Annotated in this window: 15 protein-coding genes; 6 read left to right on the forward strand and 9 right to left on the reverse strand. The window is 56.7% G+C overall.

Translation table 11 applies throughout. The annotated features are described in order from the left end of the window. Positions 1-46: 46 nt before the first annotated feature. The gene (locus EQG79_RS18445; protein WP_165358930.1) at positions 47-5086 is read right to left on the reverse strand and encodes a hypothetical protein; all 5040 of its coding nucleotides are present in this window, start codon (positions 5084-5086) and stop codon (positions 47-49) included. A gap of 214 nt (positions 5087-5300) precedes the next feature. Then, complete coding sequence (gene prmA, locus EQG79_RS18450; RefSeq protein WP_129603120.1) at positions 5301-6125, reverse strand: 50S ribosomal protein L11 methyltransferase; 825 nt, start codon at positions 6123-6125, stop codon at positions 5301-5303. Positions 6126-6354: 229 nt separating this feature from the next. Between prmA and EQG79_RS18455 the strand changes: the two genes are divergently transcribed. After that, the gene (locus EQG79_RS18455) at positions 6355-7416 is read left to right on the forward strand and encodes a serine hydrolase (protein ID WP_129603123.1); all 1062 of its coding nucleotides are present in this window, start codon (positions 6355-6357) and stop codon (positions 7414-7416) included. Here EQG79_RS18455 and EQG79_RS18460 read toward each other — a convergent pair. Beyond that, positions 7361-9067, reverse strand: coding sequence for an FAD-binding domain-containing protein (locus EQG79_RS18460; RefSeq protein ID WP_129603125.1), 1707 nt, complete (start codon positions 9065-9067; stop codon positions 7361-7363). The genes EQG79_RS18455 and EQG79_RS18460 overlap by 56 nt on opposite strands. Before the next feature lie 72 nt (positions 9068-9139). Between EQG79_RS18460 and EQG79_RS18465 the strand changes: the two genes are divergently transcribed. The 3 genes from EQG79_RS18465 (at position 9140) to EQG79_RS18475 (ending at position 11898) form a co-directional block, all read left to right on the forward strand. Then, positions 9140-9595 carry an ABA4-like family protein gene (locus EQG79_RS18465; RefSeq protein ID WP_077923019.1) on the forward strand — a complete coding sequence of 152 codons (456 nt, stop codon included), beginning with the start codon at positions 9140-9142 and terminating at the stop codon, positions 9593-9595. Between the two features lie 106 nt (positions 9596-9701). Continuing rightward, the gene (locus EQG79_RS18470) at positions 9702-11213 is read left to right on the forward strand and encodes a S41 family peptidase (RefSeq protein ID WP_129603127.1); all 1512 of its coding nucleotides are present in this window, start codon (positions 9702-9704) and stop codon (positions 11211-11213) included. Positions 11214-11376: 163 nt separating this feature from the next. Further along, the gene (locus tag EQG79_RS18475; RefSeq protein WP_077923021.1) at positions 11377-11898 is read left to right on the forward strand and encodes a 3'-5' exonuclease; all 522 of its coding nucleotides are present in this window, start codon (positions 11377-11379) and stop codon (positions 11896-11898) included. Positions 11899-11975: 77 nt separating this feature from the next. On the opposite strand, the gene EQG79_RS18480 is transcribed toward EQG79_RS18475, so the two are convergent. Continuing rightward, positions 11976-12860, reverse strand: a complete 885-nt coding sequence (locus EQG79_RS18480) for a carboxypeptidase-like regulatory domain-containing protein (protein WP_077923022.1) — start codon at positions 12858-12860, stop codon at positions 11976-11978. An 874-nt stretch (positions 12861-13734) separates the two neighbouring features. Continuing rightward, entirely contained in the window at positions 13735-16965 is a 3231-nt protein-coding gene (locus EQG79_RS18485; protein ID WP_129603129.1) for a sensor histidine kinase, read from the reverse strand. Between the two features lie 162 nt (positions 16966-17127). On the opposite strand from EQG79_RS18485, the gene EQG79_RS18490 reads away from it, so the two are divergent. Together EQG79_RS18490 and EQG79_RS18495 are read left to right on the forward strand one after the other, a co-directional pair. Next, on the forward strand, positions 17128-19260 hold the full coding sequence (locus tag EQG79_RS18490) for a prolyl oligopeptidase family serine peptidase (protein ID WP_129603131.1): 2133 nt from the start codon (positions 17128-17130) through the stop codon (positions 19258-19260). Positions 19261-19374: 114 nt separating this feature from the next. Continuing rightward, on the forward strand, positions 19375-19818 hold the full coding sequence (locus tag EQG79_RS18495; protein WP_129603133.1) for an NINE protein: 444 nt from the start codon (positions 19375-19377) through the stop codon (positions 19816-19818). Positions 19819-19875: 57 nt separating this feature from the next. Here EQG79_RS18495 and EQG79_RS18500 read toward each other — a convergent pair whose 3' ends face one another. The 4 genes from EQG79_RS18500 to EQG79_RS18515 are packed head-to-tail and all read right to left on the reverse strand — an operon-like array spanning position 19876 to position 22673. Continuing rightward, positions 19876-20697: a tetratricopeptide repeat protein gene (locus EQG79_RS18500; protein WP_240699390.1), complete on the reverse strand. Its 822-nt coding sequence runs from the start codon at positions 20695-20697 to the stop codon at positions 19876-19878. Further along, positions 20657-21529: a hypothetical protein gene (locus EQG79_RS18505; RefSeq protein WP_129603137.1), complete on the reverse strand. Its 873-nt coding sequence runs from the start codon at positions 21527-21529 to the stop codon at positions 20657-20659. Before EQG79_RS18505 ends, EQG79_RS18500 begins: the two co-directional genes overlap by 41 nt. Beyond that, positions 21526-21984, reverse strand: a complete 459-nt coding sequence (yidD, locus tag EQG79_RS18510) for a membrane protein insertion efficiency factor YidD (protein WP_077923028.1) — start codon at positions 21982-21984, stop codon at positions 21526-21528. Before yidD ends, EQG79_RS18505 begins: the two co-directional genes overlap by 4 nt. Next, on the reverse strand, positions 21981-22673 hold the full coding sequence (locus tag EQG79_RS18515) for a LolA family protein (protein ID WP_129603139.1): 693 nt from the start codon (positions 22671-22673) through the stop codon (positions 21981-21983). Before EQG79_RS18515 ends, yidD begins: the two co-directional genes overlap by 4 nt. Positions 22674-22688: the final 15 nt, after the last annotated feature.

The following is a 22688-nucleotide window of genomic DNA, read 5'->3' on the forward strand; positions in this document are numbered from 1 at the left end:
CCTTAACCAGACAGCCCATCCGCACGGTGCAGATGGGCTGTTGCTGTTAGAAACCTTCGCGTTCGTCTTCCTTGTCTTTCTTCTTCTCGGCAGGCTTCGGCGTCTCTTTCGCCACTTTGGGAGCAGGCTTGGCTGCGGGGGGTAAGGCCCCGGCTTTTCCTTTTTTCGATGTCGCCTTCGCTTTTGTGCCGGGCTTGGTAGCGGCCGGTGCAGCTTCCGGTTCGGCTGCGGGCTCTACCGTTTCGTCGTTCGGGTCAACGGCGGGCGTGGCGGCAACGGTCGGGGTGGCCGCTTTCGGCTGGGTTTTCGGGCGGGGGGCTGCTTTGGGCCGGGTCTTGTACTGGTCGAGGTAGCGGTCAACGAACAGCTCTTTCTCATCGACAGTAGCCGGAACCAGCTCCAGGGCGGCCTTGCTGCTGTTTTTTGAACCCGCCAGCAGCCGGTCGTTGATCTCCTGCTCCGACGTTACGATGGCCAGCTGACCCGGTGCCGATGGGCTGTTGCCGGGTTTGAAGTCGTAGAAGACCCAGACGTCGGGCGAGGCTTCGAGGTAGATACTGGCTTCGTCGCCGGCGGCTCCCTTGCGGATTTCGACAAACCCGTCCATCTGAGCGTTAATGTCGGCGCTCATCATGTTCGACACGCCCAGTCGGCCGATGCTGTAGAATGCATTGAACTTGTCGGACCAGCGCAGGTTGGCGTTAGCCAGCACGAGCATGGCGTTCAGTTTGGGCGAGGCCTGGTTGAGCGGCACGTGCTGGTTCTGGGCTTTGGTCCGGTAGGCATCGACGGCGGGCTGGCCAATGAGCGGCAGCAGCTTGTCCGACAGTCGGTTCAGGTCGTCGTCGGCGGCCTCGTCGTTTTTCTCGTCCTGGTTGGTCGTGATCAGCTTACTGGCAATGGAGCTGCTCACGGTTTCGGGAACGGGAAAAGTGAATGCCAGCAGCGTGTTGAACCGATAGAGCGCACTGTCGATGTTGACCCGCGCCGACCCGGCCGCCAGCAGGTAGGGCGCCGGGCTGGTGGTGAGCAGGTTCAGCTTGCCTTTGTAGGTCATCAGGCCACGGGTATCGTTGAAGGTAAAGGCGTTCTCTACCTCGTCGCTGGTGCTGTCGGCAACGGCCTGGGCTTCGTCAGGGCTTCCCGAGGTAATCCGGTAAAGCTTGTCTTTTTCGTCATAGCGCATCACCCCGGTGGCGGCAAACAGATCCTGGTCGCGGTTGTCTTCCTTGGGCGAAAGGAAGGTGGGGTAGAGGGTGCCGCCCACGCTGAAATGAATACCGGCCACGAGCGGCTGCCCGCCTTCGTTCTTCAGGTTTTTATCGACTTTGATCTCCAGTCGCTCGGCTACTTTTTCCTTGAAGGGCAGCCAGTCGCCCACCAGGTTTTTTCGCTTTTTGAGGGCCGGTTTGATATAGCCATCCAGCGCCAGGTCTTTTTCGGGGGCCTGCATCGTTATGAGCCCCTTGTACAGCATTTTGGGGGCCAGCTGCAGGTTGTCGTCTTCGTCTACTTCGGCGCGCGCTACCGTAAAATAGGTAGTAGCCGCTTTGGTGCTGGCTGCGTTTCGTTTACCCCGCGCCGGCTTTTTGGTGTCGGCCGTCAGCGAAGCACCGGCCACGGCCGGGGCCTCTTTCAGCTCGAAGCTTTGCATCTTGATGATGGCCGTATCGCCCTTCATGGTAGCAAACTGGTAGCTGGCATCGCCCGCAAAGCGCGTTCGCGACACGATCTGTATATTGCCATTCTTCAGTTTGTGGAACAGGCTAACCGTATCCAGCTCGAGCCGGGCGTTTTTGAGGGCCAGCATTTCGCCGTTGCGCCGGATGGTGACCAGCCCTTTGTCGGGGTAAATACGGGCGTCGGCCGAGGTAACGTACGGAACCCCGCTGATGTTGAGGACCATCTTTTCTACGTCGTAGAGGGCCGCGGCACCGTTGAAGGTCAGCCCTTCCTGCTCGTCGCCGGTGGCGGTAAAGACCGAGCTTTTCACGTCGCCGGCCGTGGGGCCAGCTTTCATGGCAATGGTTTTGGCGTTGATGTTCCACTGGGCCTTGTTGATGCTGGTCTTGTAGGCCGCAAACGGAAACTCGATGCTCGAGCCGAGCGTGTCGCTGATGCTCTGTTGCTGTTTGTTGATGGCCAGCCCAACGATACCCTTGGTCTGGTTGAAATCCACATCGACGCTGTTGCCGACCAGAATGGGTTTGTTGCCTTCCTTGTCTGAGGTGATCGTGAATTTGGCGTTGTCGGCAATGAACCCTTCTTTGTTGAATTTGATGCTGTTCGAGATGGCTTCGGAGTCTTTCCGGCGCAGGGTGCCGTTGCCGAACAGACCCACCGACCGCATCACCAGGCTACCGTCCAGGTTGGTGGTGGCGCCGTAGAAATTGAAGTTGTTCTTCTGGGTCGTGATGACCATGCTGTCGGCTTTGGGCCACCATTTGAGGCTGAAGTTGTTGAGCTGCACCTGCGGAAAGTAAGCCTTCCCAACCAGCCCTTCCTTAACCTCGCCTTTCTCGCCCGACGCCAGCAGCGAGTCGGTCATGAACAGAATGCCCTGGGTGTTGAGGCTGGCTGTCAGGTGGTTGAGTACGCCCTCGGCGCGGAGCCCGCTCTTGTCCATGACGATATCGCTGGTGAGCTTTACGGTCGATTTACTGCCGTAGACCGGGTAGCCCGTGGCGGGTGGTTTCTGAACGAAGCCCAGCGTATTGTCGGGCATGGTTTTCAACTCGGCTTTGAAGGGCGGAAAGATGCCGTCGGAGTAGAACGTACCCATGAAGGAAATATCGCCCTTGCCGATGCTGTCGTTGTCGATGGCCGGTATTTTGAAATAGACCTTCCGGTTATAGACCAGATTGCCCCGCACCGGCTGATCGAAATAGACCGTCATACCCTGCGGCATCACGAGTCGCTGGGTGGTTTTCTTGCCGTTGATCTTGCCCGACTTGTTATCGGCGCTGCCCAGGAATACCGTACCCGGATTCTCGTACTTGATATCGCCCCCTACTTCGCCGTCTTTGCCCTGAGCCGCCAGTTTCTGCGACGAGAATGTGATGGAGTCGATCTTGTTGAGGTTCATCGCAAACTTGTCGTAGTCGAACTGCATATCGCGGCCGGCGTAGCGCAGGGTACCGGCTTTGAGCTGGCCGTTGAGCGTAAAGGCCCGGCCTTTGCCCACGCGGATGGTTTTGTCGGACGGGACCCCGAAAATCTTCAGCGAGTCGGACAGGGTGAAGCGGTCAACCCCCCGAATGGTCATGATCTTGTCGTCGAGGTTGATGGTGGCGTTTTTGGTGCTGTCGTTCGAGGCAAAGGTCGACTGGATCTGGAAGTTGTCGTAGTCGCGTTTGTTGGTGTAGGCCAGAACGTATAGCACGCCCTTCCGGCTCAGCCGGAGCATACCGCTGGCGTCGCGGTCGAGGTAGCCTTCCAGCACCATGCGGTTCAGCGCTCCCCGCAGGGCCGTCGGACTGGCCTTGGGGTTCCCTTTGGCAAACTGAACGATATCGTCGTCGAAGAAGCTCTGCTGCTTTTTGGTCGATACGTAGTTCGCCACGATCTGCAGCGGGTGAAAGCCGTAGTCGAGGGTCAGGTCGGCATAGCGCTGGGGCTGAAAGTAATCGAACGACTCGAACCGGACGGGCACCTCGCGTTTGGCCCCGACCTGGTAGAAGTCGACTTTCCGGCGCGGCACATCCCAGCGCATCACCTCGGGCTGGATATAAAATTTGTGGTAGGAGTCGGCGTAGGGAACGCGCATGTATTCGGTACGGTCGGGCCGGTTCAGCCAGGCCACCCGCTGCGTTTTGTCGAAACGAAACTGGACGGCCGGGTGCGTGATGGAATCGGTCTCGATGTAACCTACAAAAGCCGCGGCCTGGGCCGTAATGGTCGAGTCGCGGAAGTCGAACCGGCGGCTGCTGGCTTTGAAGGCGGGTTTGCCGTTGTGTTTCACGATCAGCAGCGCCGGTTGTCCGCTGGCCGACGAGCCGACCATCTGTGCCCCGGCCAGTGCCAGCCCGCCCCGGTAGTCGATGTCGGTGCCGAGGCCGGGAATGGTCACGTTGTTCTCCCACGACAGAAAACGCGGGTACACCGCCGGGCCGCTGCGTTTCTTGCTGACGTACTCGAAGGTGCCTTTGATGGGCTTGGCCTGCTCGTAGGTCAGCGTTACATCGTCGGCCTGCAGGCGCGGGTTCATGGCTACCAGTGAATAGTCGGCCAGGGTGACGAAGATGTCGGGGCGCCCGGCCGTTTCCCAGCTGAATTTGCCCCCCTTGCCCACAAAAATGCCTTCTTTCAGCAGCAGGTCGCCACTGGTGTTGGCCAGCACCGCCGAGTCGCCGTTGGCCACCATCGCCAGCGACGCACCCGTGAGGGTAATAACCGCCCCCGAAACGGTCGGAATAGGCCGGCGCTGCGGAATATACCGCGGCCCCAGCTGACGCGGCTGGGTAGAATCGGGCGAGACAGGGTCGTCCCAACCGTCGAACCTTGACCGCTCGGCGGCTGCCTGGGCCAGGGCCAGCGAGTCGGCCGGTGTGGCTGGAGCGCCCGAGGTGGTGCTGACCGGAGCGTTATCTACGTAGCGAAACTGAAAGGTGCCGCCCTGGGTAGCCAGTTTATTGACGTTGCCGCTATAGAGTTCGCGCCGTTCCAGAAACCGGCGGGTGGTTTCGAGCGTACGGGCCAGGGTGCGGGGATCGGTTGTCTCGAACAGTTTTTCGACCACCGTCAGCAGGCCGTCGATTCCGCTGGCCGACAGGGCGGGCTGCTGGGTATAAACGGCGTGATAGAGCGCGTCGTAGAACGGTCCGAAGTGGGTGGCCGCCTGTAGTCGTTTCTGGTTCATCCGGCGGCTGAGGGCCATCACCCGGTCCTGCTGCCCCGCCGACAGCCGGTTTTCGGACCAGAGCGTCTGCAGGTTCGTGCCCGCGCGTACGGCTGCCGGTCCGCCCGTAGCCATCAGCTTCTGTACGTCGGCCATGAACTGATCGGGCTTATCGGAAATACGCACGGCCTGGGCAAACGTAGCCAGGGGTGCGGTCAGAAGCAGGATAAGGTAAACGCAGCGTTTCATCATCTATAAGACCGGTGCCGGTCAGCGTACTGTGTATCGATATCTTTATAATTCTGTTCTTTACGGCAGGCCACGGGACCATCCGGACAGGCGTCAGCCACACCATCCGGTCAGGTGGTCCGTGAGGACACGAACCACGGTGAAGGAGCGATTGCTTCTCTACACCACATGGTCCGTGTCCTCATTCAGCACGACCTTACCGTTGCTTTACTGTTTATAAAAACGACAGACAGGTCCATTGATTTTTAACGAGCCGATCTTTTGTGATTAAATTCGTTTCATGGGCTTTCTGCTCGATATCAGGGGCGTCGTGTTCGTAGAAACCGCTGACCAGCAGGTGTCCGCCGGGGGTTAGCAACTGTACGTAGGTCGGTATTTCAGCCAGCAGCACATTGCGGTTGATGTTGGCTAAAATGATCTCGAAGCGATGGGTGGGGTCAACGTCGGCAATGGTTCCCTGAAACACGGAAACCTGCCGACAGTCGTTCAGCTGGGCATTTTCGCGGGCGTTTTCTACGGCCCATTCTTCAATGTCGAACGCCAGGGCCGACCGGGCGCCCATTTTGGCCGCCAGAATAGCCAGAATGCCCGTGCCGCTGCCGACATCGAGGACAGTTTTTTCGACAAAATCAAGGCTGAGCTGCTGCTGGAGCATCATGGCCGTGGTTTCGTGATGGCCCGTTCCGAACGACATTTTGGGGTTGATCACGATGTCGTAACGAAACCGGGCGTCCAATGAATGAAAGGACGCCCGGACCCGAACCTGGTCAGCAACTTCTATCGGCTCGTAATCGCGCTCCCACTCGGCGTTCCAGTTTCGTTTTTCTAACGAACTGAACGTATAAGCTATTGCCGTTTGGTCGGCGTATTTTGTGACTATTTCCCCAACCGGTGTTTCGGCAAAGTCATCTTCGGTAATGTAGGCGTTCAGCCCCTCGTCGGTTTCTACGAATGATTCGTATCCCAGCTCGGCCAGCTCGGCGGTCAGGATGTCGGTATAGTCGGGCGAAACCGTCAGTTGCAGTTCTATGTAATTCATACGTCAAAGTAACAAAAAAAGGGCAAGCCGGTTAGCCTGCCTGCCCTTCGTCAGGTTGGTTTTACCGGGTACGAGTGTTACAGCCCGCCCGTTCGTATGGGGGGAGTAAGCGCCTGTAGCCTGGCTTTTTCCGTAGATCCTGACCTGACACCGGTTATCCGATGGGAGAAGAGTTGACAGGTGGGGCTGGTATCTTTACCCGGTACAAACCCCGTCTCCCGCGTTTACCATGATCAGTTTACTTGTATCGCTCGTCTGGCTGTTCGGCAGCTACCCGACCGCCCAGCCCAAACCCGACGACCCGGTGGTGGCGTTTATCCGGGCCAATCCGGAGCGGTCGGCGGTGATGCTGGTGCGCAACGATACCACACTGGTAAGCCTGCGGGCCGATCAGCTCTTTCCGCTAGCCAGCACCGTCAAAATCATGGTGGCCATCGAGTTTTCCCGGCAGGCAGCCGCCGGAAAAATACGCGCCGATGAGTTGGTTCTGCTGAGCGACATCGACCGGTACTACCTGCCCAACACCGACGGGGGCGCTCAACCCGCCTGGAAAGCAGAACTGACCGCCCGACAGGCCATACAGAACGGCCGGGTCACGCTGCTCGACGTGGCCAAAGGCATGATTCGGTACAGCAGTAACGCCAATACCGAGTACCTCACCGACCGGCTCGGCTTCAGGGCCGTCAACGCCAACCGGCGCAGCCTGAAGCTGCCTAAACATGAGCCGGTTCTGCCGGTGGTAGCCCCGCTGCTGCTGTACTCCACCACCGATAAGGCCGCTACGCTGGCGCGGCTGCGCGCCATGAACAGCCGCGACTACGAAGCGCAAAGTATGGCCCTGCACGCGCAACTCAAAGTCGATGCCGACAGCTCGCTCCGGAAGCAGTTTATCTTTCCCGATCTGGAGTTGCAGAAGGTCTGGTCTGACCGGCTCACGGCCTCGACCGCCCGCGAGTACACCTCCATTATGCAGAAGCTCAATCGCCGGGTCTATTTTGAGCCCGCGGTGCAGACCCTGCTCGATCAGATTATGGAATGGCCGTTTGCAGTTAACCCCGGTAACCGGCAGGTCTACGAACATATTGGCATGAAGGGAGGCTCCACGGCTTTTGTGCTGACCAATGCGCTCTATGCTACCGATAAAGCCGGTAACCGGTCGGAGCTGGTCGTGTTCTTCAATAACCTGACAACCAGCGAAAACGTGCTGCTGCAGAAGAATCTGAATACCTTTCTGATCAACTGTATCCAGACGCCCCGGTATCGGCCGACGGTGCAGGCGCTGCTTCGCTGAGAAGGCCGGGCGCATTCGGCTGGGCCGATGGTTTACCGGTTGGTTTACCAGCGGAGGAGCGGGGCTTTCGGGGCTTCGGCGCGGCCGGTGGTTTCGGCATGGTGTGGGTTTTCAGGATGCGGGCCTGCTCGGCTTTACCCATGTCGGTCTGGCGAGGCTGGTGCAACTCGGTGCGGGCATGGCGGGCGGTTTCGGCGATGTTGACGATCGGAGCGGGGTAATCGACGCCGACCTGGAAATGGTACATCGTCTGCTCCAGCAACGGCATGGTCCAGGGTTCGTGGATGTAGGCCACCGGGCAGTTGGCCAGCTCGGGTACCCATTGTTTAATGAACACCCCCTCCGGGTCGTGATCCTGCGACTGTTTGACGGGGTTGTAAATCCGAACCGTATTGGTGCCGGTCATACCCGCCTGCATCTGAATCTGGGCATAGTGAATACCTGGCTCGAAGTCGGTGTAGAGCCGGGCCAGGTGCCAGCCGCCTTCCTGCCAGTGCTGCAGCAGATGATGAGTCAGAAACGACGTCAGCATGGCCCGCATCCGGAAATTGATATAGCCCGTAGCGGCCAGGCACCGCATGCAGGCATCAACCAGTGGGTAGCCCGTTTGGCCGTCGCGCCAGGCTGCGTAATGCGCCGGGTTACTGTTCTTCTGGATGGCATCGAACGCCCGGTTCACGTTTTCGAACTCGATTCGGTCCTCGCTTTCGAACTTCTGAATAAAATGACAGTGCCACCGGAGCCGCGACGCAAACGCCCCGTACTGTCGGCCCAGGCCGGGCGCCGGTGGCTGTTTGGCGGCTGCCAGCTGCGCCTGAAATACCTGCCTGATACTCAGACAACCCCAGGCTATATACGGCGACAGTCGACTGCAGCCCCGACGGCTGTCGAGGGGTTTCGAGATGGAGCGGGCGTATTGGGTAATCCGGTCGTTGAGGAAGCTGTTCAGGTAGCGGTGCGCGTTATGTTCACCACCGGGCTGGAACAGCGGATTGGGCCGACGCCAGGCATCGGGCAGAGCCGGGCCCCGCTCGGCTTCGTACCAGTCGGCCGGAATCCGGGCCGGTTGCCAGCGGCTGAGGTCGGGCTGTTGCTGGGGCGCGCGCATGGTTCGCTGCCAGTCGTCGGCCCAGCTTTCGCGGTTGCGCAGGGGACGGATAACGCCATTGCTGGGAAACTCCTGCCAGCGGATGCCGTGCTGCCCACACAGCGCCGTAACGGCTTTGTCGCGCTCGTAGGTGACTCGCAGGCCGGTTTCCTCGTGCGAAAAAAGCGTCTCGATCCGACACTGGGTCAGCAACGCCCGCAGTACATCGGGAGCGTCACGCACGAAAATCCAGAGCTGGGGCTGGCCGGCTTCCCGGGGTTCGGCCGGTTCATCCTCGAACGTGAAGGGCAGCCATTCGTGAACGAGTGGAGCCGCTGGGGCGGGCTGCCAGGTCCGTAGCTGCTGATTCAGGTCGGTCAGGCATTCAGCGACAAACCGCCAGTGGCGCTCGTCGTAGTTGGGGTCGGCCATTACCGTTGGCTCAAAGCAGTACAGCACCAGCAGCGGGCGGTTGGCCGAGAGGGCGGCCGCCAGCGGAGCGTGGTCGCGCAGGCGCAGGTCGCGCTTGAGCCAGAGGACGTTGATGGCTGGTTTATTATTCATACTGCCAGGCTTGATACAAGCATCTGTACGGCTAATTTGTTTAGCTTCACTCAACCAAAACCAAGCCCGTTTATGACCCCCGATGCCGCTTTTCAATATGCGAATTTGCTGGTACTGCCCCAGTGGATGCTGATGATCGTTGCGCCCCGCTGGCGCGTTACCCAGATGCTGGCGCGCATGCTGCCCATTCCGATGACGCTCGGGGTCATGTATATCTACTGGCTGTTCAACAGCTCACCCGCGGCTGGTGAGGGACCGGGCTTCGATCTGCAGGCGTTTTCGACGCTGGCCGGGGTGCAGTCGTTGTTTACGGGCGCTAAAGAGGCTGTACTGGCCGGCTGGATACACTACCTGGCTTTCGATCTGGTGGCGGGGAGCTACGTGCTGCGCGACGGGCAGGAGCGGGGCATTGCGCACGGGTGGCTGATTCCCTGCCTGTTTTTCTGTTTTTTGCTCGGGCCGATCGGGCTCCTGCTGTACGGACTGCTGCGTTTATTTCTGCCTAATCCATCGGATACGAAATTTTAATAGGGTTTTAAACAAAAATACTTGCAATTAGTTACGGTTGATTTTATCTTCACCTTACAAATAACGCCTGGCTTGTGAGGGTCAGTTTATACCGTGACTGCGAGTGATGAAGATTGGCCGAGTTATTCTGATTGTAAGCGTACTTGTTGTGTTTGGCCGCCTGACGGCCCCTGCCCAGCTACTTACCCCCGCGCAAACCCACGCTGACCTGACGTTTCTGAAACGGAAGCTCGACATGCTGCATCCCGGCATGGGGTATTACACGTCCGAAGCCCGCATGGAGCAGTTGTACGATTCGCTCTACAACCGCCTGACCGACCCCATGGACTATCTGGCGTTCTACCGGCACGTCAGTCCGCTCGTCACGGCCATCAAAGACGGGCATACCAACCTCAACCACCGCAAATCTTACATTGGCCGCACCACCCGGTTCATTCCGTTCTACATCCGGCCCGTTGGCGATCAGTATTTCATCAGCCATAACGTATCGCCCGATACCACGCTTCGGCGCGGTACGGAACTGCTCACCATCAACGGCCGCCCCGTGGCTGATCTGCACCGGGAGCTGATGAACGCCGACCATTCCGGCTCCGACGGCGATAACCTGACCGGTCGCCGGCAGTGGAGTCTGGTGCAGTTTGCCGATTATTACGCGGCCTGGTACGGTTCGGCCGATTCCATTCGGATCACCTACCGCTTTCCCGACGATACCCTGATCCGGCATACCAGCCTGCGCTGCCCCACGCTGAATGGATTCCGGGCCGTACTCCACAAACGCTACCGCCACGAGATCAGCAACCGGCCCAACCTGTCGGTCCGGATCGTTGATACCCTGACCCAGACGGCCGTACTGCGCGTATCGACGTTCATGGGCCTGAAGAAAACGGACCCGCTGCAACTGGCCTTTAACCGCGAGCTGAAAAAAGCCTTCCGGCAGCTGCGAAAAGATAATGTGCAGAATCTGATCGTCGACATGCAGGGCAACGGCGGAGGCATCGTGCTGAACTCGGCTCGGCTGCTGCGCTACTGGATGCCGAAGCCGTTTACCATCATGCAGCACGAAGAAATGAAGCGGGCGGCCCGCGCCGAACTCGTTACCCGCTGGAATCCGCTGTCGGCCCTGAACTTCAGCCTGCACTACCGCCAGGACAAGCGGGGTGGTTTTGCCAGCCGGTCGGGTCATAAGCGGTTCCGACCCCGCCAGCGGCTGGCTTTCCGCGGCAACCTGTATTTCCTGATGAACGGCGCGTCGTTCTCGGCCACGACCTCGGTGCTGGCCAAAACGCTGGATGCCGGTCTGGGTACGTTCGTTGGGGAAGCCAGCGGCAGCGCCTACTGGGGTGATTTTGCGGGTCATTTCAAAACCGTTACGCTACCCAATTCACGCATACAGGTTCGTATTCCGCTCAAAAAGCTGTACCATGCCGTAGACCCCGGCCGGGCCAATGGCTTTACCGTAGAGCCCGATTTCGTAGTGACCCGCTCCTACGACGACCTGATGACCAACCGGGATTATATCCTCGACTACACCCTCCGGCTGATCCGCGATGGCGTCGTTGTCCGCCCCGGCCTCGACAAGCCCGCTCTCAAAACCCGCCCTCTACAGGCCTCGCGGTAAAGACACGGACGCAATAAGCCGCCCTCTCCAGTACGTTCACCTGTGTCCGTGTCCTCACGGACACTTATGCGTCAGCAAAACCATCCGGGTAGGTGTCCGTGGGGACACGGACACGGGTGACTGGAGGAGCGCCTATCTCGCGAAAAAAGCTTATCTTTAACCCGTGTATTGCATTGTCGACGTTGAAACCACCGGGGGTATAAACGGACCGTCCCGACTTACTGAAATCGCGATCTTTCGCCACGATGGCCAGCAGGTAGTTGATTCATTTCACTCGCTGCTGAACCCCGGCTGCCCGATTCCGCCGTTTATTCGTCACCTGACCGGTATTTCGGACGAAATGGTTGCCGACGCCCCGGTCTTTGCCGACGTGGCTGCCGACGTGCTCCGCATCACGCAGGACGCCGTATTTGTAGCTCACAATGTCTCCTTCGATTTCAATTTCATCAAGAAAGAACTGAACTGGCTGGGGTACGATTATTTCCGGCGCACGCTCTGCACCGTTCGAACCAGCCGCAAGCTCATTCCCGGTCATGCTTCCTACAGCCTCGGCAAACTCTGTCAGGCGCTGGAGATTCCGCTCAACGGCCGCCACCGCGCCCAGGGCGATGCAGCCGCTACCGTACTGCTGTTCGAGATGCTGCTTCAGCACGACAAAAACGGGCTTATTCCGCGGGTGAAGTAAATAGGAATGGCTCAATACGGTTGGCTGCCAACGAGTAACGGCTTGTTGAATAGTCCACTTACCATACCGTAAACTCCTTATTCATAAGAATTAACGACAACCCTGATCATCGGGTTATAAATATCTCCATTGGGAAGTTGGTAAAATGAGCATGGGGACCAGGAACCACCATTGACTCGAGTACAGGAAAGGATTTCTTTAAGACCTTTTGCCATCCCTATACTTTGCCCAAAACATATTTTATTTCCCTGTACATCTTTTAAATCATCGGAATCAGCGTATAACCACTCCATAGCTATATGAAACCCGTCTGATGGCGTTTTTATAGCATAAGGTCTTAGGTCTACTACCGCCCATCCCGGATTTAAAGCATGCACTACTATATTGTCATGTATAACTAGTTCATTGGGTAAATTTGATTTATTACTATAGACCTTCACTCTAAAAGGTGTATTATAAAACCTGTCATTTTCTATAAAAAAAACGACTTTATCAATATAAGAATTATCGGAAACAGGTTCACTTTTGACTAAAAAAGATAACTCAAGATTATTTTGTGTACAATTCGAATGTTTACCGTCTGGCTTATTCTTATTTATACCAAACGTATTTACTTTATACACTCTTCTATTACTCACTTTGACTTCATTAATAGCAATAGATTTTTCTTTTAAAACTATCTTTGAAGTAGTATCGCTCCCTATAACTATTCTCTCAGATGTATAACCTAAAGCACTCACAATTAACGTATCGCTGTTTTCTTTATTATAATATACGAATGCGCCAGAAGAATCTGCTATAACTCCGTGAGATCTGCTCACATTATGAACATTAGCGTAAGGTACAGGGCTACCTTTTTGGTCTATGACATGGCCTGTCAACGTTTTTTGAGCAAGCGCCGAGACAGAAGCTAAAAAATAAATCAGGAAGCTAATTACTTCAGTCTGTTTTCTGTTTTGCATTGACAAAATCCGGGGCAATACTTATTCCTAATAAGAAACAGAGAAACTGTGGGACTAGTTTACTTTTAATAAACTAGTCCCACAGTTCAGATTAGTTGGCAGGTCCGCAAGGGCCGACACTTTCCCACTGAACTGTAGTGCCCATCTTAAAGAAGAGTCTATATTTGGTACACGATTTTGCACTTACACATTGCCCAGCATTAATTGTACTATACTCAAATATAGTTGTACAACTTGTTCCCCAGAATCTGCCAAGAATGCCTAATTCTTCACTGCTGAAGGTTTCATTTGTATCTGCATATGTAACCCCCGTAAACAGCGTGATACAGCCCAGGATACGTAACGCACGTTACATTTTCTTTTTCATATCAGAAGCTTGATTAAGTGAATGATTGGTCGAAATATATGTATATATATATTAAAATAAAATAAATATAAGATAGATTGTTGCATAAACGATTCAAGCCAGTGACAATCTTCACACCTTCAACAGAGCCATAACTAATCCTTGTTCTGTATGTGTATCAGGTTTTATGTCCATAAACAAAATAGATTTAACTGCCAACTAAATATTAGAGAATTGTGGCGATGACGGTATTGCGATTGATGCCAAGCATACGAGAAGCATCACAAATAACTGTTCCGTTAAGTATCATCAGTACAACCTGCTTTTAGACGCTGGGATCGCAGGTTTAGCGTATTAGGTTTAGACGAACATGCGTTCGCAGTCATAGCACCGATGCCGTCGGGTGCTGGTTGGTTTAATGCCGTAACGCGTGAGTGGCTGAGTTAGGCCGCAGCGTATATAGGCAACTGTTTATGAGGCCGTAATTAAGGATAGGCAGTTCAACGTTGTTTCGCGGGTGAAGCAAGCTTAATTTTCCAGCCCCGATAAATTAATCAGCGCCTGGTAGAGCCGTCGGCCGGGTAAGGCCCCGATCGGGATGTCGATCGTGACGCTGAGTCCTTTGCCGGGCTGCGTCTGCCAGTCTATCTTCCCGTTCAGAAGCGCCACCCTCGACTCAATGCTACCCAAACCCAGGCCGTTTCCTTTCTGCTGGATGACCTCGTAATCGAACCCGTTGCCGTCGTCGGTATAAACCAGCGTCACCATGTGCTGCGACTGGTGCACCCGGAGGGCAATGTAGCGGGCGTTGGCGTGCTTGAGCGAGTTGCTCAGCAGTTCCTGCGTAATCCGGTACAGCATCACTTCTACGTCGGTCGGTAACCGGTTGGTCAGCACCGTATTGGGGCGGTTGTCTTCCATCGACTGATCGAGCAGGAGCTGCGCCTGTACGATACCACTGGCGTTGATCCGGTTGATCAGTTCCTCGATGGCGGGCAGGTAGCCATGCTGCTCCAGCGTTTTGGGGTTCAGCTTGCGGAGCAGGTTCCTGATGTCGCCGATGGTGTCGTTGATCAGGCTGAAAATGGTGGTTTTCAGGGATAAGATACCCGGCGTTTCGCCTACCTGCTGCGTTAGCTGGGTCGTATACAGTTTGATGGTCGCCAGCCGGGTGCCGATCTCGTCGTGCAGGTCGCGGGCAATATCTTTCTTAACCTGTTCCTGAATGTCGTACGCCAGCCGGAGCCGTTCGGCCTGCTGGGTGCGGATGGCGTTTTCGCGCCGGCGTATCCAGCCCAGTATCAGCAGCGCGGCCAGCAGGCTCATCAGCAGCACGAAGGGCCACCGCAGCCAGAAAGGGGGGCTGATATGAATGGCCAGTTTCCGGACGTGGTTGCTCCAGTGGCCGTCGCGGTTGGCGGCTTTGACCTGAAAAGTATAGTTGCCGGGGGGCAGGTTGGCGTACCGGACGTAGTTCCGCTCGCCCGCCGATACCCATTTCTCATCGTACCCGCTCAGCTGGTACTGGTAGGTGTTGCGGCCGTTGCTGACGTAATCGAGCGCGGCAAACTCCAGCGAGAGGGTGTTCTGATCGTGGGTCAGGTCAATCTGGTTTACCTCATCGACATAGGCGTAGGCAGCCAGCGGCATCTCGTTGACCGAGAACGAATAAATATGAACCTGCGGATTGAAAAAACTGCTGCGGAACAGGTCGGGCTGAAAGCGGTTGAAGCCGTTGACCCCGCCAAAGTACATGTCGCCGTTGGCCACGCGTACGAATGCGTTTCCGTTGAACTCGTAGCCCTGAATGCCGTCGGCGGGCGTAAAGTTCTTGACGGTCTGCGTAACCGGATCGATCCGCGACAGGCCCCGATTGGTGCTGAGCCAGATATGGTTCTGAACATCGGTCAGGGAGCCATACACGAATGAATTGGCCAGCCCCTGCGGTTCGGCGTACAGCTGGAAGCGGCCCGTATGGGGTTTGAGCGCGACCAGCCCCCGGTCAGACGCCAGCCAGAGGGTTTTGCCGTTCGGACCGGGCCGGATGTGCAGAATAGTATAGCCGTTTAGGCCGGTCCGGATCAGCCGCCAGGCCAGCGGATTGACCGGTCCGGCACCGGGCCTGGCTGACGGGAGCTGGTAGCAGAAATAACCGTTCAGGTACGTACCGATCCAGAGCTGGCGCGCTGGCGCATCGTACCAGAAGCTGAAGATATTTTGCCCGGCCAGGTGCGTTACCCGGCTCCAGCGTTTCCGGATGGTGTTGAGCGCGTACATGCCGTCTTCGGTAGCAGCAATCAGCAGGGAGTCGGCTAGGCTGACCAGGTTTCGGGTGTAGTTGCCGGCCACCAGGCTCGTTGTGGGCTCGAACCGGATCGGGTCAAAGGTCTGGGTCTGGGGTTGGTAAACCATCACCCCACCGGTGGTGCCTACCCAGATCCGGCGCTGCGGGTCGCGGTAGAGGCATTTTACGAAGGTGTTTACCGGCAGATCGTTCCGGCCTATATTGGTCAGATAGCGCTGAACGATCCGGTTGGTTTGTGGATTGAGTACGTCGATGCCGTTTTCGGTAGCGATCCAGAGCCGGTCGAAGCGCTCTTCCAGAAAACCCCGGATGGTGTAGTTGCTCAGGGTCTGGTCGGGGGGGAGGGTAGGTACGGCCAGCCGTTTGATCATGCCGTTGAACTGAAACGCATCGGGAACGATACGCGCCAGCCCGTCGGGGTCGACGTTGGCCCAGACGATGCCGAGATCGTCGACGTACAGTTTGGTGATCTTGAAATCGGTGAGCGGGCGGGCGTTGTCGAGCGAACCGTTGACCCGGCCAAACAACCGCGACCGCTTGTCGAAATACAGCACACCATCGCGCTGGGTACCGAGCCAGAGCCGCCCCCGCTGATCGGCGCTGATGCTGTAGATGGCACTGATCGGCTTGGCGCCTGCCGTTTCGTAGGTCTGGAACGTATTATGCCGGTAGTCGAGCCGAATCAGCCCCTGGGCGGTTCCGATCCAGGCCACGCTGTCTTTGTCGATCAGAAAGGAGAAAACGGCCTGGACCGACCCGAGTTTATTGCCGGGCCGGTCGCTGAAATAGCGCACATACGAACGGGTGCGCAGGTTGTAGCGGAGCAGGCCTTTAGGTTCGTGCAGCCAGATGTCGCCTTCGGGTGTGCGAACGGTTGAGCTTTGCAGGTCGTACTCTTTGGTCGGATGCAGGCTGGGGTCCAGCACCGTTCGCTGTCGGGTCTGGTAATCGAAATGCACGAGTCCCTCGCGGTCGCTGAGGTACAACAGGCTGGTGGTGTCGACAAAGAAAGGCAGGGTACGGCTGGCGATGAGCTGTTTGCCCGGCGAATTCATGAACTCGAACCGGTCGCAACGCCGGTCGTACCGGTTCAGGCCGGCTTCGGTACCGACCCACAGATCGCCGTTGGGCGCTTCGATGATGCCGAAGATATTGACCCCGCGCAGGGTGCCGGGCAGCGGGGTGCCGCGCTCATCGAGGGCAGGCCGGTAGGTTCGGAAGCGGTGCCCGTCGTAGCGGTTGAGGCCGTCCTGGGTGCCGAGCCATAAAAACCCCCGGCTGTCCTTGAGCATGTAATAAACCGAGCCCTGGGTTAGCCCGTCGTCGACACTGATGTGATCGACTCGAAAATGAACCTGGTTGGTTCCGCCTGCCGACTGCGCCGACACCTGACCCGTCAGGATGCACCATAGGTACATCAGGCCAATCAGAATGCCAGCCGGGAGTCGTAACATGAGGAAGGAAGGAATGAGTAATTATTTGTAAATGAGATAAGTATTTATCGTAATTGCAAGCGGCTACAAACAAAAACGAATGTACCGACGGCCTTGCCTTTCCGAAGCGCCAGCCCGAACTTATGGGTTATATTTGCTCCCGGTATTTATCAATACTTCATCATGCGCCTTCCTGCTTCGCTTTCCGTATTGCTTATGCTCAGTTCATCGGCCGCTCAGGCCCAGACCAATCCGTCCTTATCGTATCCGGCTACCCAAAAAATCGACCAGGTCGATACGTATCACGGCACATCGGTAGCCGACCCGTACCGGTGGCTCGAAGACGACCGCTCGGCAGAAACAGCGGCCTGGGTGACTGCCCAGAACAAGGTCACCTTCGACTACCTGGCCCAGATTCCGTACCGCCGTCAGTTTCAGACCCGTCTCGAACAGGTCTACAACTACCCCAAATATTCGGCCCCTAGCCGCAAGGGCGACTGGTACTACTTTTCCAAGAACGACGGCCTGCAGAATCAGTCGGTGCTGTACCGGCAGCGGGGGCTCGACGGTAAGCCCGAAGTAGTCATCGACCCCAACAAACTCTCGACCGACGGCACAACCCGGCTGGGCGCGTTCTCGCTCTCGAAAGATGGCGCCTACGCCGTTGTCGGCACGTCGAAGGGTGGCTCCGACTGGCAGGAGTACCGTATTATGGACCTGGCTACCAAGACGTATCTGCCCGAAACCCTCGAGTGGGTAAAGGTATCGGGGGCGGCCTGGCAGGGTAACGGCTTCTACTACAGCCGCTATCCCAAACCCGAAGGATCGGCGCTGGCGGCTAAAAACGAAAACCACCAGGTCTTCTTCCACACGATCAACACGCCCCAGAGCGCCGACCGGCTGGTCTACGAAGATGCCGCCAATCCGCAGCGGTTTCATATCGTCGGCACCACCGACGACGAGCGATTTGCACTGCTGACGATCAGCGACCGCGGCAAAGGAAAAGACGGCAACGCGCTCCTGGTGATGGACGCCCGGGCCAAAACCACGGGCTTCGTGCCGGTGATTGGGGAGGTGACCAACTTCACCTACAGCGTACTCGACAACGACGGGGCCGACCTGCTCATAGAAACCAACGCCGACGCGCCCAACAACAAAATCATGCGCTACAGCACCGCATCGAAGAAATGGACGCCGGTGCTGCCCGAAAAGCCCGAACCGCTCGTCAGCGCCCGTACGGCTGGCGGCAAACTCTTCGCCGAATATTCGAAGGACGTCACTTCGCGGGTATACGTATACAGCTACCAGGGCAAACTCGAAAACGAGATCAAGCTGCCTACGCTCGGCTCGGCCGATGGGTTCGGGGGCGAGAAAGACGACAAGTTCGTATTCTACACCTTTACGTCGTTTACCTTCCCGCCCACGATCTACCGCTACGATCTGGCCAGCCGGAAAAGTACGGTGTTCCGGGCGCCGGAGGTAGATTTCAAACCAACCGATTACGAAACCAAACAGGTGTTTTTCACCAGCAAAGACGGTACACGGGTGCCGATGTTCCTGACTTACCGCAAAGGCCTGCAGCTGGACGGTACCAACCCGACGCTGTTATACGGCTACGGTGGGTTCAACATCAGCCTGCCTCCCGGTTTTAACCCGCTCCGGATTCCGTTTCTAGAGCAGGGCGGTATTTACGTGCAGGTTAACCTGCGGGGCGGCTCCGAATACGGCGAAACCTGGCACGAGCAGGGGATGAAGCTGAAGAAACAGAACGTATTCGACGATTTCATCGGCGCGGCCGAGTACCTGATTGCCCAGAAATACACCAGCCCGGCCCGGCTGGCCATCCAGGGCGGCTCGAACGGCGGTTTGCTGGTCGGCGCCGTTATGAACCAGCGGCCCGAGCTGTTCCGGGTGGCTATTCCGCAGGTAGGCGTTATGGATATGCTTCGTTTCCATAAGTTCACCATTGGCTGGAACTGGATTGCCGACTACGGCAGCGCCGACAATGCCGACGAGTTCAAGGCACTGTATGCCTACTCGCCCCTGCATAACCTGAAGCCGGGCCTTAACTACCCCGCGACCCTGATCACCACCGCCGATCACGACGACCGGGTTGTACCGGCCCATTCGTTCAAATACGCGGCTACCCTGCAGGAGGTATATAAAGGCACCAACCCGGTGCTGATCCGGGTCGATGTCAACTCCGGGCACGGGGCCAGCAATACCAAGAAGAACATCGAGACGACGGCCGATATCTATTCGTTCATCCTCTGGAATATGGGCATAACAACGCTGAAAGAGGTGGCAGGTCGATAGGGTAAGTTGGGTATAAATACTTAAACAGGCTGCTTTTTGGAGAGGTGCGTTTGATGTCTGGGAATAAGCCTTATTTTTGGCTGTTTACAAAAGTCCCACTATACCATACGTACCATGAAAAAGTTACTTGTTTTTTGCCTGCTCACCGTAGCAACCCTCACCACTCGCGCTGCTGATCTGTCGGTAGACGCTTACCTAGTTGATGATCAGCAGGTTGAGCAGCTATTTGCTCAAAGCGAAGACGTTAGCCTGGCCACCGTTAGTACTAACCTCTTACAGAGCCAGCAACTGACCGCCGACCTGACGGGCGCGGCCCGGGTAAAAGCCGGTGGTAAAGAGTTTGTACCGGCTTTGCTGCTGAACTTCTTTCTGGGAGGACTAGGTATTCACCGGTTTTACTTAGGTACCGAAACGCTGACCTGGGTGGGCTACATTCTTACCTGCGGTGGTATTTTCGGGATTGTACCCCTGGTGGACTTCGTTGTCCTGATTGTTAACCACGATAACCTGTCGCCTTATATCGACAATCCGAAGTTTTTCATGTGGGCCAAAAACTAGTCGGGCCTGTCTGATCGATCCAGCGCCTGCCTTCATCGAGAAGGCAGGCGCTTTTTTTTACCGGACCAGGGTCAGTATCTGCTGGCGTACCTGCGTGTTAAACGCGTTGGCCCGCCGGGTGTTGACTTCCCGAATCAGCACGTCGGTTCGGCGAACGCCCCCTGCCTGGAACGAACCAAACAGGCCGGCTCCGATCCCCCAGGCCGACAGGTAATACCCTTGCAGGAAGCTCGTAAGCCCAAAATACAAACCCGCCGACTGAACCAGAATCGATAAGGCAGCCTCGCCCGGTTTGCCCGCGTACAACTGGCCGGCGCCCGGAATAAACGTAGCGAGCCACTGCGCTTTTTTGGCGTTCTTCAATTGGGGCAGATGTTGGTAAGGGTCCTGCCGGGTCGTGGCGGAGTCGGGCAGCGCCGATAGCAGTTCCCGAAAGTGTAGTTGAGCCTCTTGCCAGCGCTGAAGTTCATTGAGGGCCAGAATCCGGATGGCCAACAGCAGGGGCGTTGCCCGAACGGTCGGGTGTAAGTAGGGTAAACGATCGAGGAGCGATAGGGTATTCTCGAACTGCCCGGCCAGGTAAGCACACAGGATCTGTTCGTACCGGAGCCGGTACAGCAGACTGTCGGGGTAAAGAAGCTGCAGCTGGCTGTTCAGAAAGGGTACCGATGCGGCATAAAGACCCTGCTGCTTCAGACACTGCACCTTCCCCAAAGCGGCCGTGAACTGCTCGCCGGGGTCCGAACTCATGAAGATGGCGCGCTCGTAGGCCACCCGGGCCGCCAGAAACTGCCCCGATGTATAGAGTGAATCGGCCGTCTGAAGCCGGCTCTGCGCCCTACCGGTTAAGCAGGTTACGCAAAGGAATGTGCATATCAAACAGAATCTTGTTATCATAAGTCCGGTTAAATTGATCGCGCTGCACGTGTACGGCCAGGGTGCTTCCCCAGATGGCGCCCCCGTAGAAGAGAGTGAAGAGAGAGCCGAACCCCAGAAACCGCAGGCTCTTGGGCCCATCTTTCCGGTAGCCCTCCCAGGTGAGCAGCCCCAAAGTGAGAACGGGTAAGAAAGCCGCAATACCCTGCTTTGGTTTCCCCGCGTACAGTTTGCCCAGGCCCGGCACAACGGCACTCAACAGACCGGCTACTGCGGGCGAACGGCGTTTCTGCGCCTGCAAGCCAGCCCGGTAGCTATCCAGGTGTTTTTCTTCCGCGCTCAACGCATAGGACGAATACCGAAACTGTTGGCGCAGCGTGTCGTAGCGCTGAAACTGACGTTGCAGCAGGGCGATGCCAGCCTCCTCGAAAGCCCTAAGCTCGCGGAGTGTTGAATCCGGTGCCGGTAACTGCCGGGCCACCGCCGAAGCCGCATCCAGCTTCTGCTGGAAGGTTAAACAATAAGCGCCAAAATACTGCGATTTGATGTAAAAAGGCGAGCCCGACGATACGGACAGCAGGTGCTGGCTGGCAAGTTCGAGCGATTTTCCGCTGTAGGCGAGCCAGCCGGTCAGGTAAGCCAGCGAATCCAGCTGAGGTCTGCTCAGCTGGCGTGTATCGATCGATTGTAAGACAAACGAGGCTTCGTCTACCTCTTCCTTATCGGCCAGGTAGTGGGCAAACTGCCACTCCTGGCTAAACACCGATGGCTGAGCGCAGGCCCGGCCTGCCAGCAACCAACCGGCCAGCAGTATCCAGTAAACAGATGTCGTCATTGGTAGCGGCTCAGTGAGTCAATGATCGTGCCATCGGCCGGGTTGAGATCAACGGCTGGCACATCGAGTAAGCCTATGCGGTTACAGCGCATAATCCGGTCGGCGCTCATAAACACGCCTTTGACGAGGCCGTATCGTTCAATGGCCAGTTTGCTGAAGTTGGAGCAGGTGATCTGATAGGGGCAGTTTCGGGCCAGCTGCTGCGACATGAGCCGCTGATACCCCAGCAGAGAACCTTTCAGCACCAGCGAAACCGGATTGTAGCGTGCTACCCAGCTCCGTTGGCGATACTGCACCGGTCGCTGCGAATTGCCGGCCCGGCGGTACTGGGCAAACACGGCACTGTTCTGAAAATCACGATCAGCCAGCAGCTGTAGATCTGAAACCGGTGTCTGCGCCCGGCTGCCGATAGTTACACCCAGTGCAACTACGAGCCCTGAAAGCCAGCGGTTCATTGCTCAACGGTAGCGTTAGCCGGAATAGAATAATCGAAATAAGGACTGGAAGCCGCGCTGTTCAGCCGGAAATCTGAATAAACCGTTTTAGAAACGGTTGAATCGCGGTTCTGGTAAACGATTTCGGTGGTTGTAGTCGGGAAAGGGCGACCTTCCAGAGGCTGGTAGTTGTAAAAATAGACCTTCCGGATTACCTTCCCGGCGCCGTCTTCGTAGTGCATGTAGATCGGGTTGGCCCGGTCGTATACGATTCTGACGTGTTGTACAGGTGCTTTTTTGTTCGGGGTTTTAAGCCGCCAGTCCGTAACCAGCAGTTTGCCCGTATTGGTGGTTTTAGCCTGTACGAAGCCGGCCTGAATCAGCCCCATATCGGACGTAGTACCGTTCAGGAAAAAAGAAATCTGGGTCGTTTGGGTGCTGAAGGCTTCGTTCTGGTAGCGAATGACCGCGTTTCGGACAGGATCGTAAATGCTGGTTTCGCCGAGCTTGTTGGCCAGAATAACCACCCGGCGCGGAAACGAGAAATGGGTAACCATGTTGCCATTCCGCTGGTAAAACACTTCTCCTTTGATGGTAATGGACTTCCCCTGCTGAACCTGTCGGGTAGTGACCGTAGCTGACAGTCGGTTAATGGTCTGGGGAGACAGGCACAGGAACGCAGGGATAAGCAGGACTAGACTAACTTTCATGGGTAGGTGGGTATC

The sequence above is a fragment of the Spirosoma sordidisoli genome, assembly GCF_004138325.1.
Lineage (GTDB): Bacteria > Bacteroidota > Bacteroidia > Cytophagales > Spirosomataceae > Spirosoma > Spirosoma sordidisoli.

Excerpts from the sequence above, each read along its gene's own strand:
- EQG79_RS18460 (WP_129603125.1), bottom strand. The coding sequence starts at position 9,067 with ATGAATAATAAACCAGCCATCAACGTCCTCTGGCTCAAGCGCGACCTG.
- EQG79_RS18495 (WP_129603133.1), top strand. The coding sequence starts at position 19,375 with ATGAAAAAGTTACTTGTTTTTTGCCTGCTCACCGTAGCAACCCTCACC.
- prmA (WP_129603120.1), bottom strand. The coding sequence starts at position 6,125 with ATGAATTACATAGAACTGCAACTGACGGTTTCGCCCGACTATACCGAC.
- EQG79_RS18465 (WP_077923019.1), top strand. The coding sequence starts at position 9,140 with ATGACCCCCGATGCCGCTTTTCAATATGCGAATTTGCTGGTACTGCCC.
- EQG79_RS18490 (WP_129603131.1), top strand. The coding sequence starts at position 17,128 with ATGCGCCTTCCTGCTTCGCTTTCCGTATTGCTTATGCTCAGTTCATCG.
- EQG79_RS18455 (WP_129603123.1), top strand. The coding sequence starts at position 6,355 with ATGATCAGTTTACTTGTATCGCTCGTCTGGCTGTTCGGCAGCTACCCG.
- yidD (WP_077923028.1), bottom strand. The coding sequence starts at position 21,984 with ATGAACCGCTGGCTTTCAGGGCTCGTAGTTGCACTGGGTGTAACTATC.
- EQG79_RS18505 (WP_129603137.1), bottom strand. The coding sequence starts at position 21,529 with ATGACGACATCTGTTTACTGGATACTGCTGGCCGGTTGGTTGCTGGCA.
- EQG79_RS18485 (WP_129603129.1), bottom strand. The coding sequence starts at position 16,965 with ATGTTACGACTCCCGGCTGGCATTCTGATTGGCCTGATGTACCTATGG.
- EQG79_RS18445 (WP_165358930.1), bottom strand. The coding sequence starts at position 5,086 with ATGAAACGCTGCGTTTACCTTATCCTGCTTCTGACCGCACCCCTGGCT.
- EQG79_RS18470 (WP_129603127.1), top strand. The coding sequence starts at position 9,702 with ATGAAGATTGGCCGAGTTATTCTGATTGTAAGCGTACTTGTTGTGTTT.
- EQG79_RS18480 (WP_077923022.1), bottom strand. The coding sequence starts at position 12,860 with ATGCAAAACAGAAAACAGACTGAAGTAATTAGCTTCCTGATTTATTTT.
- EQG79_RS18515 (WP_129603139.1), bottom strand. The coding sequence starts at position 22,673 with ATGAAAGTTAGTCTAGTCCTGCTTATCCCTGCGTTCCTGTGCCTGTCT.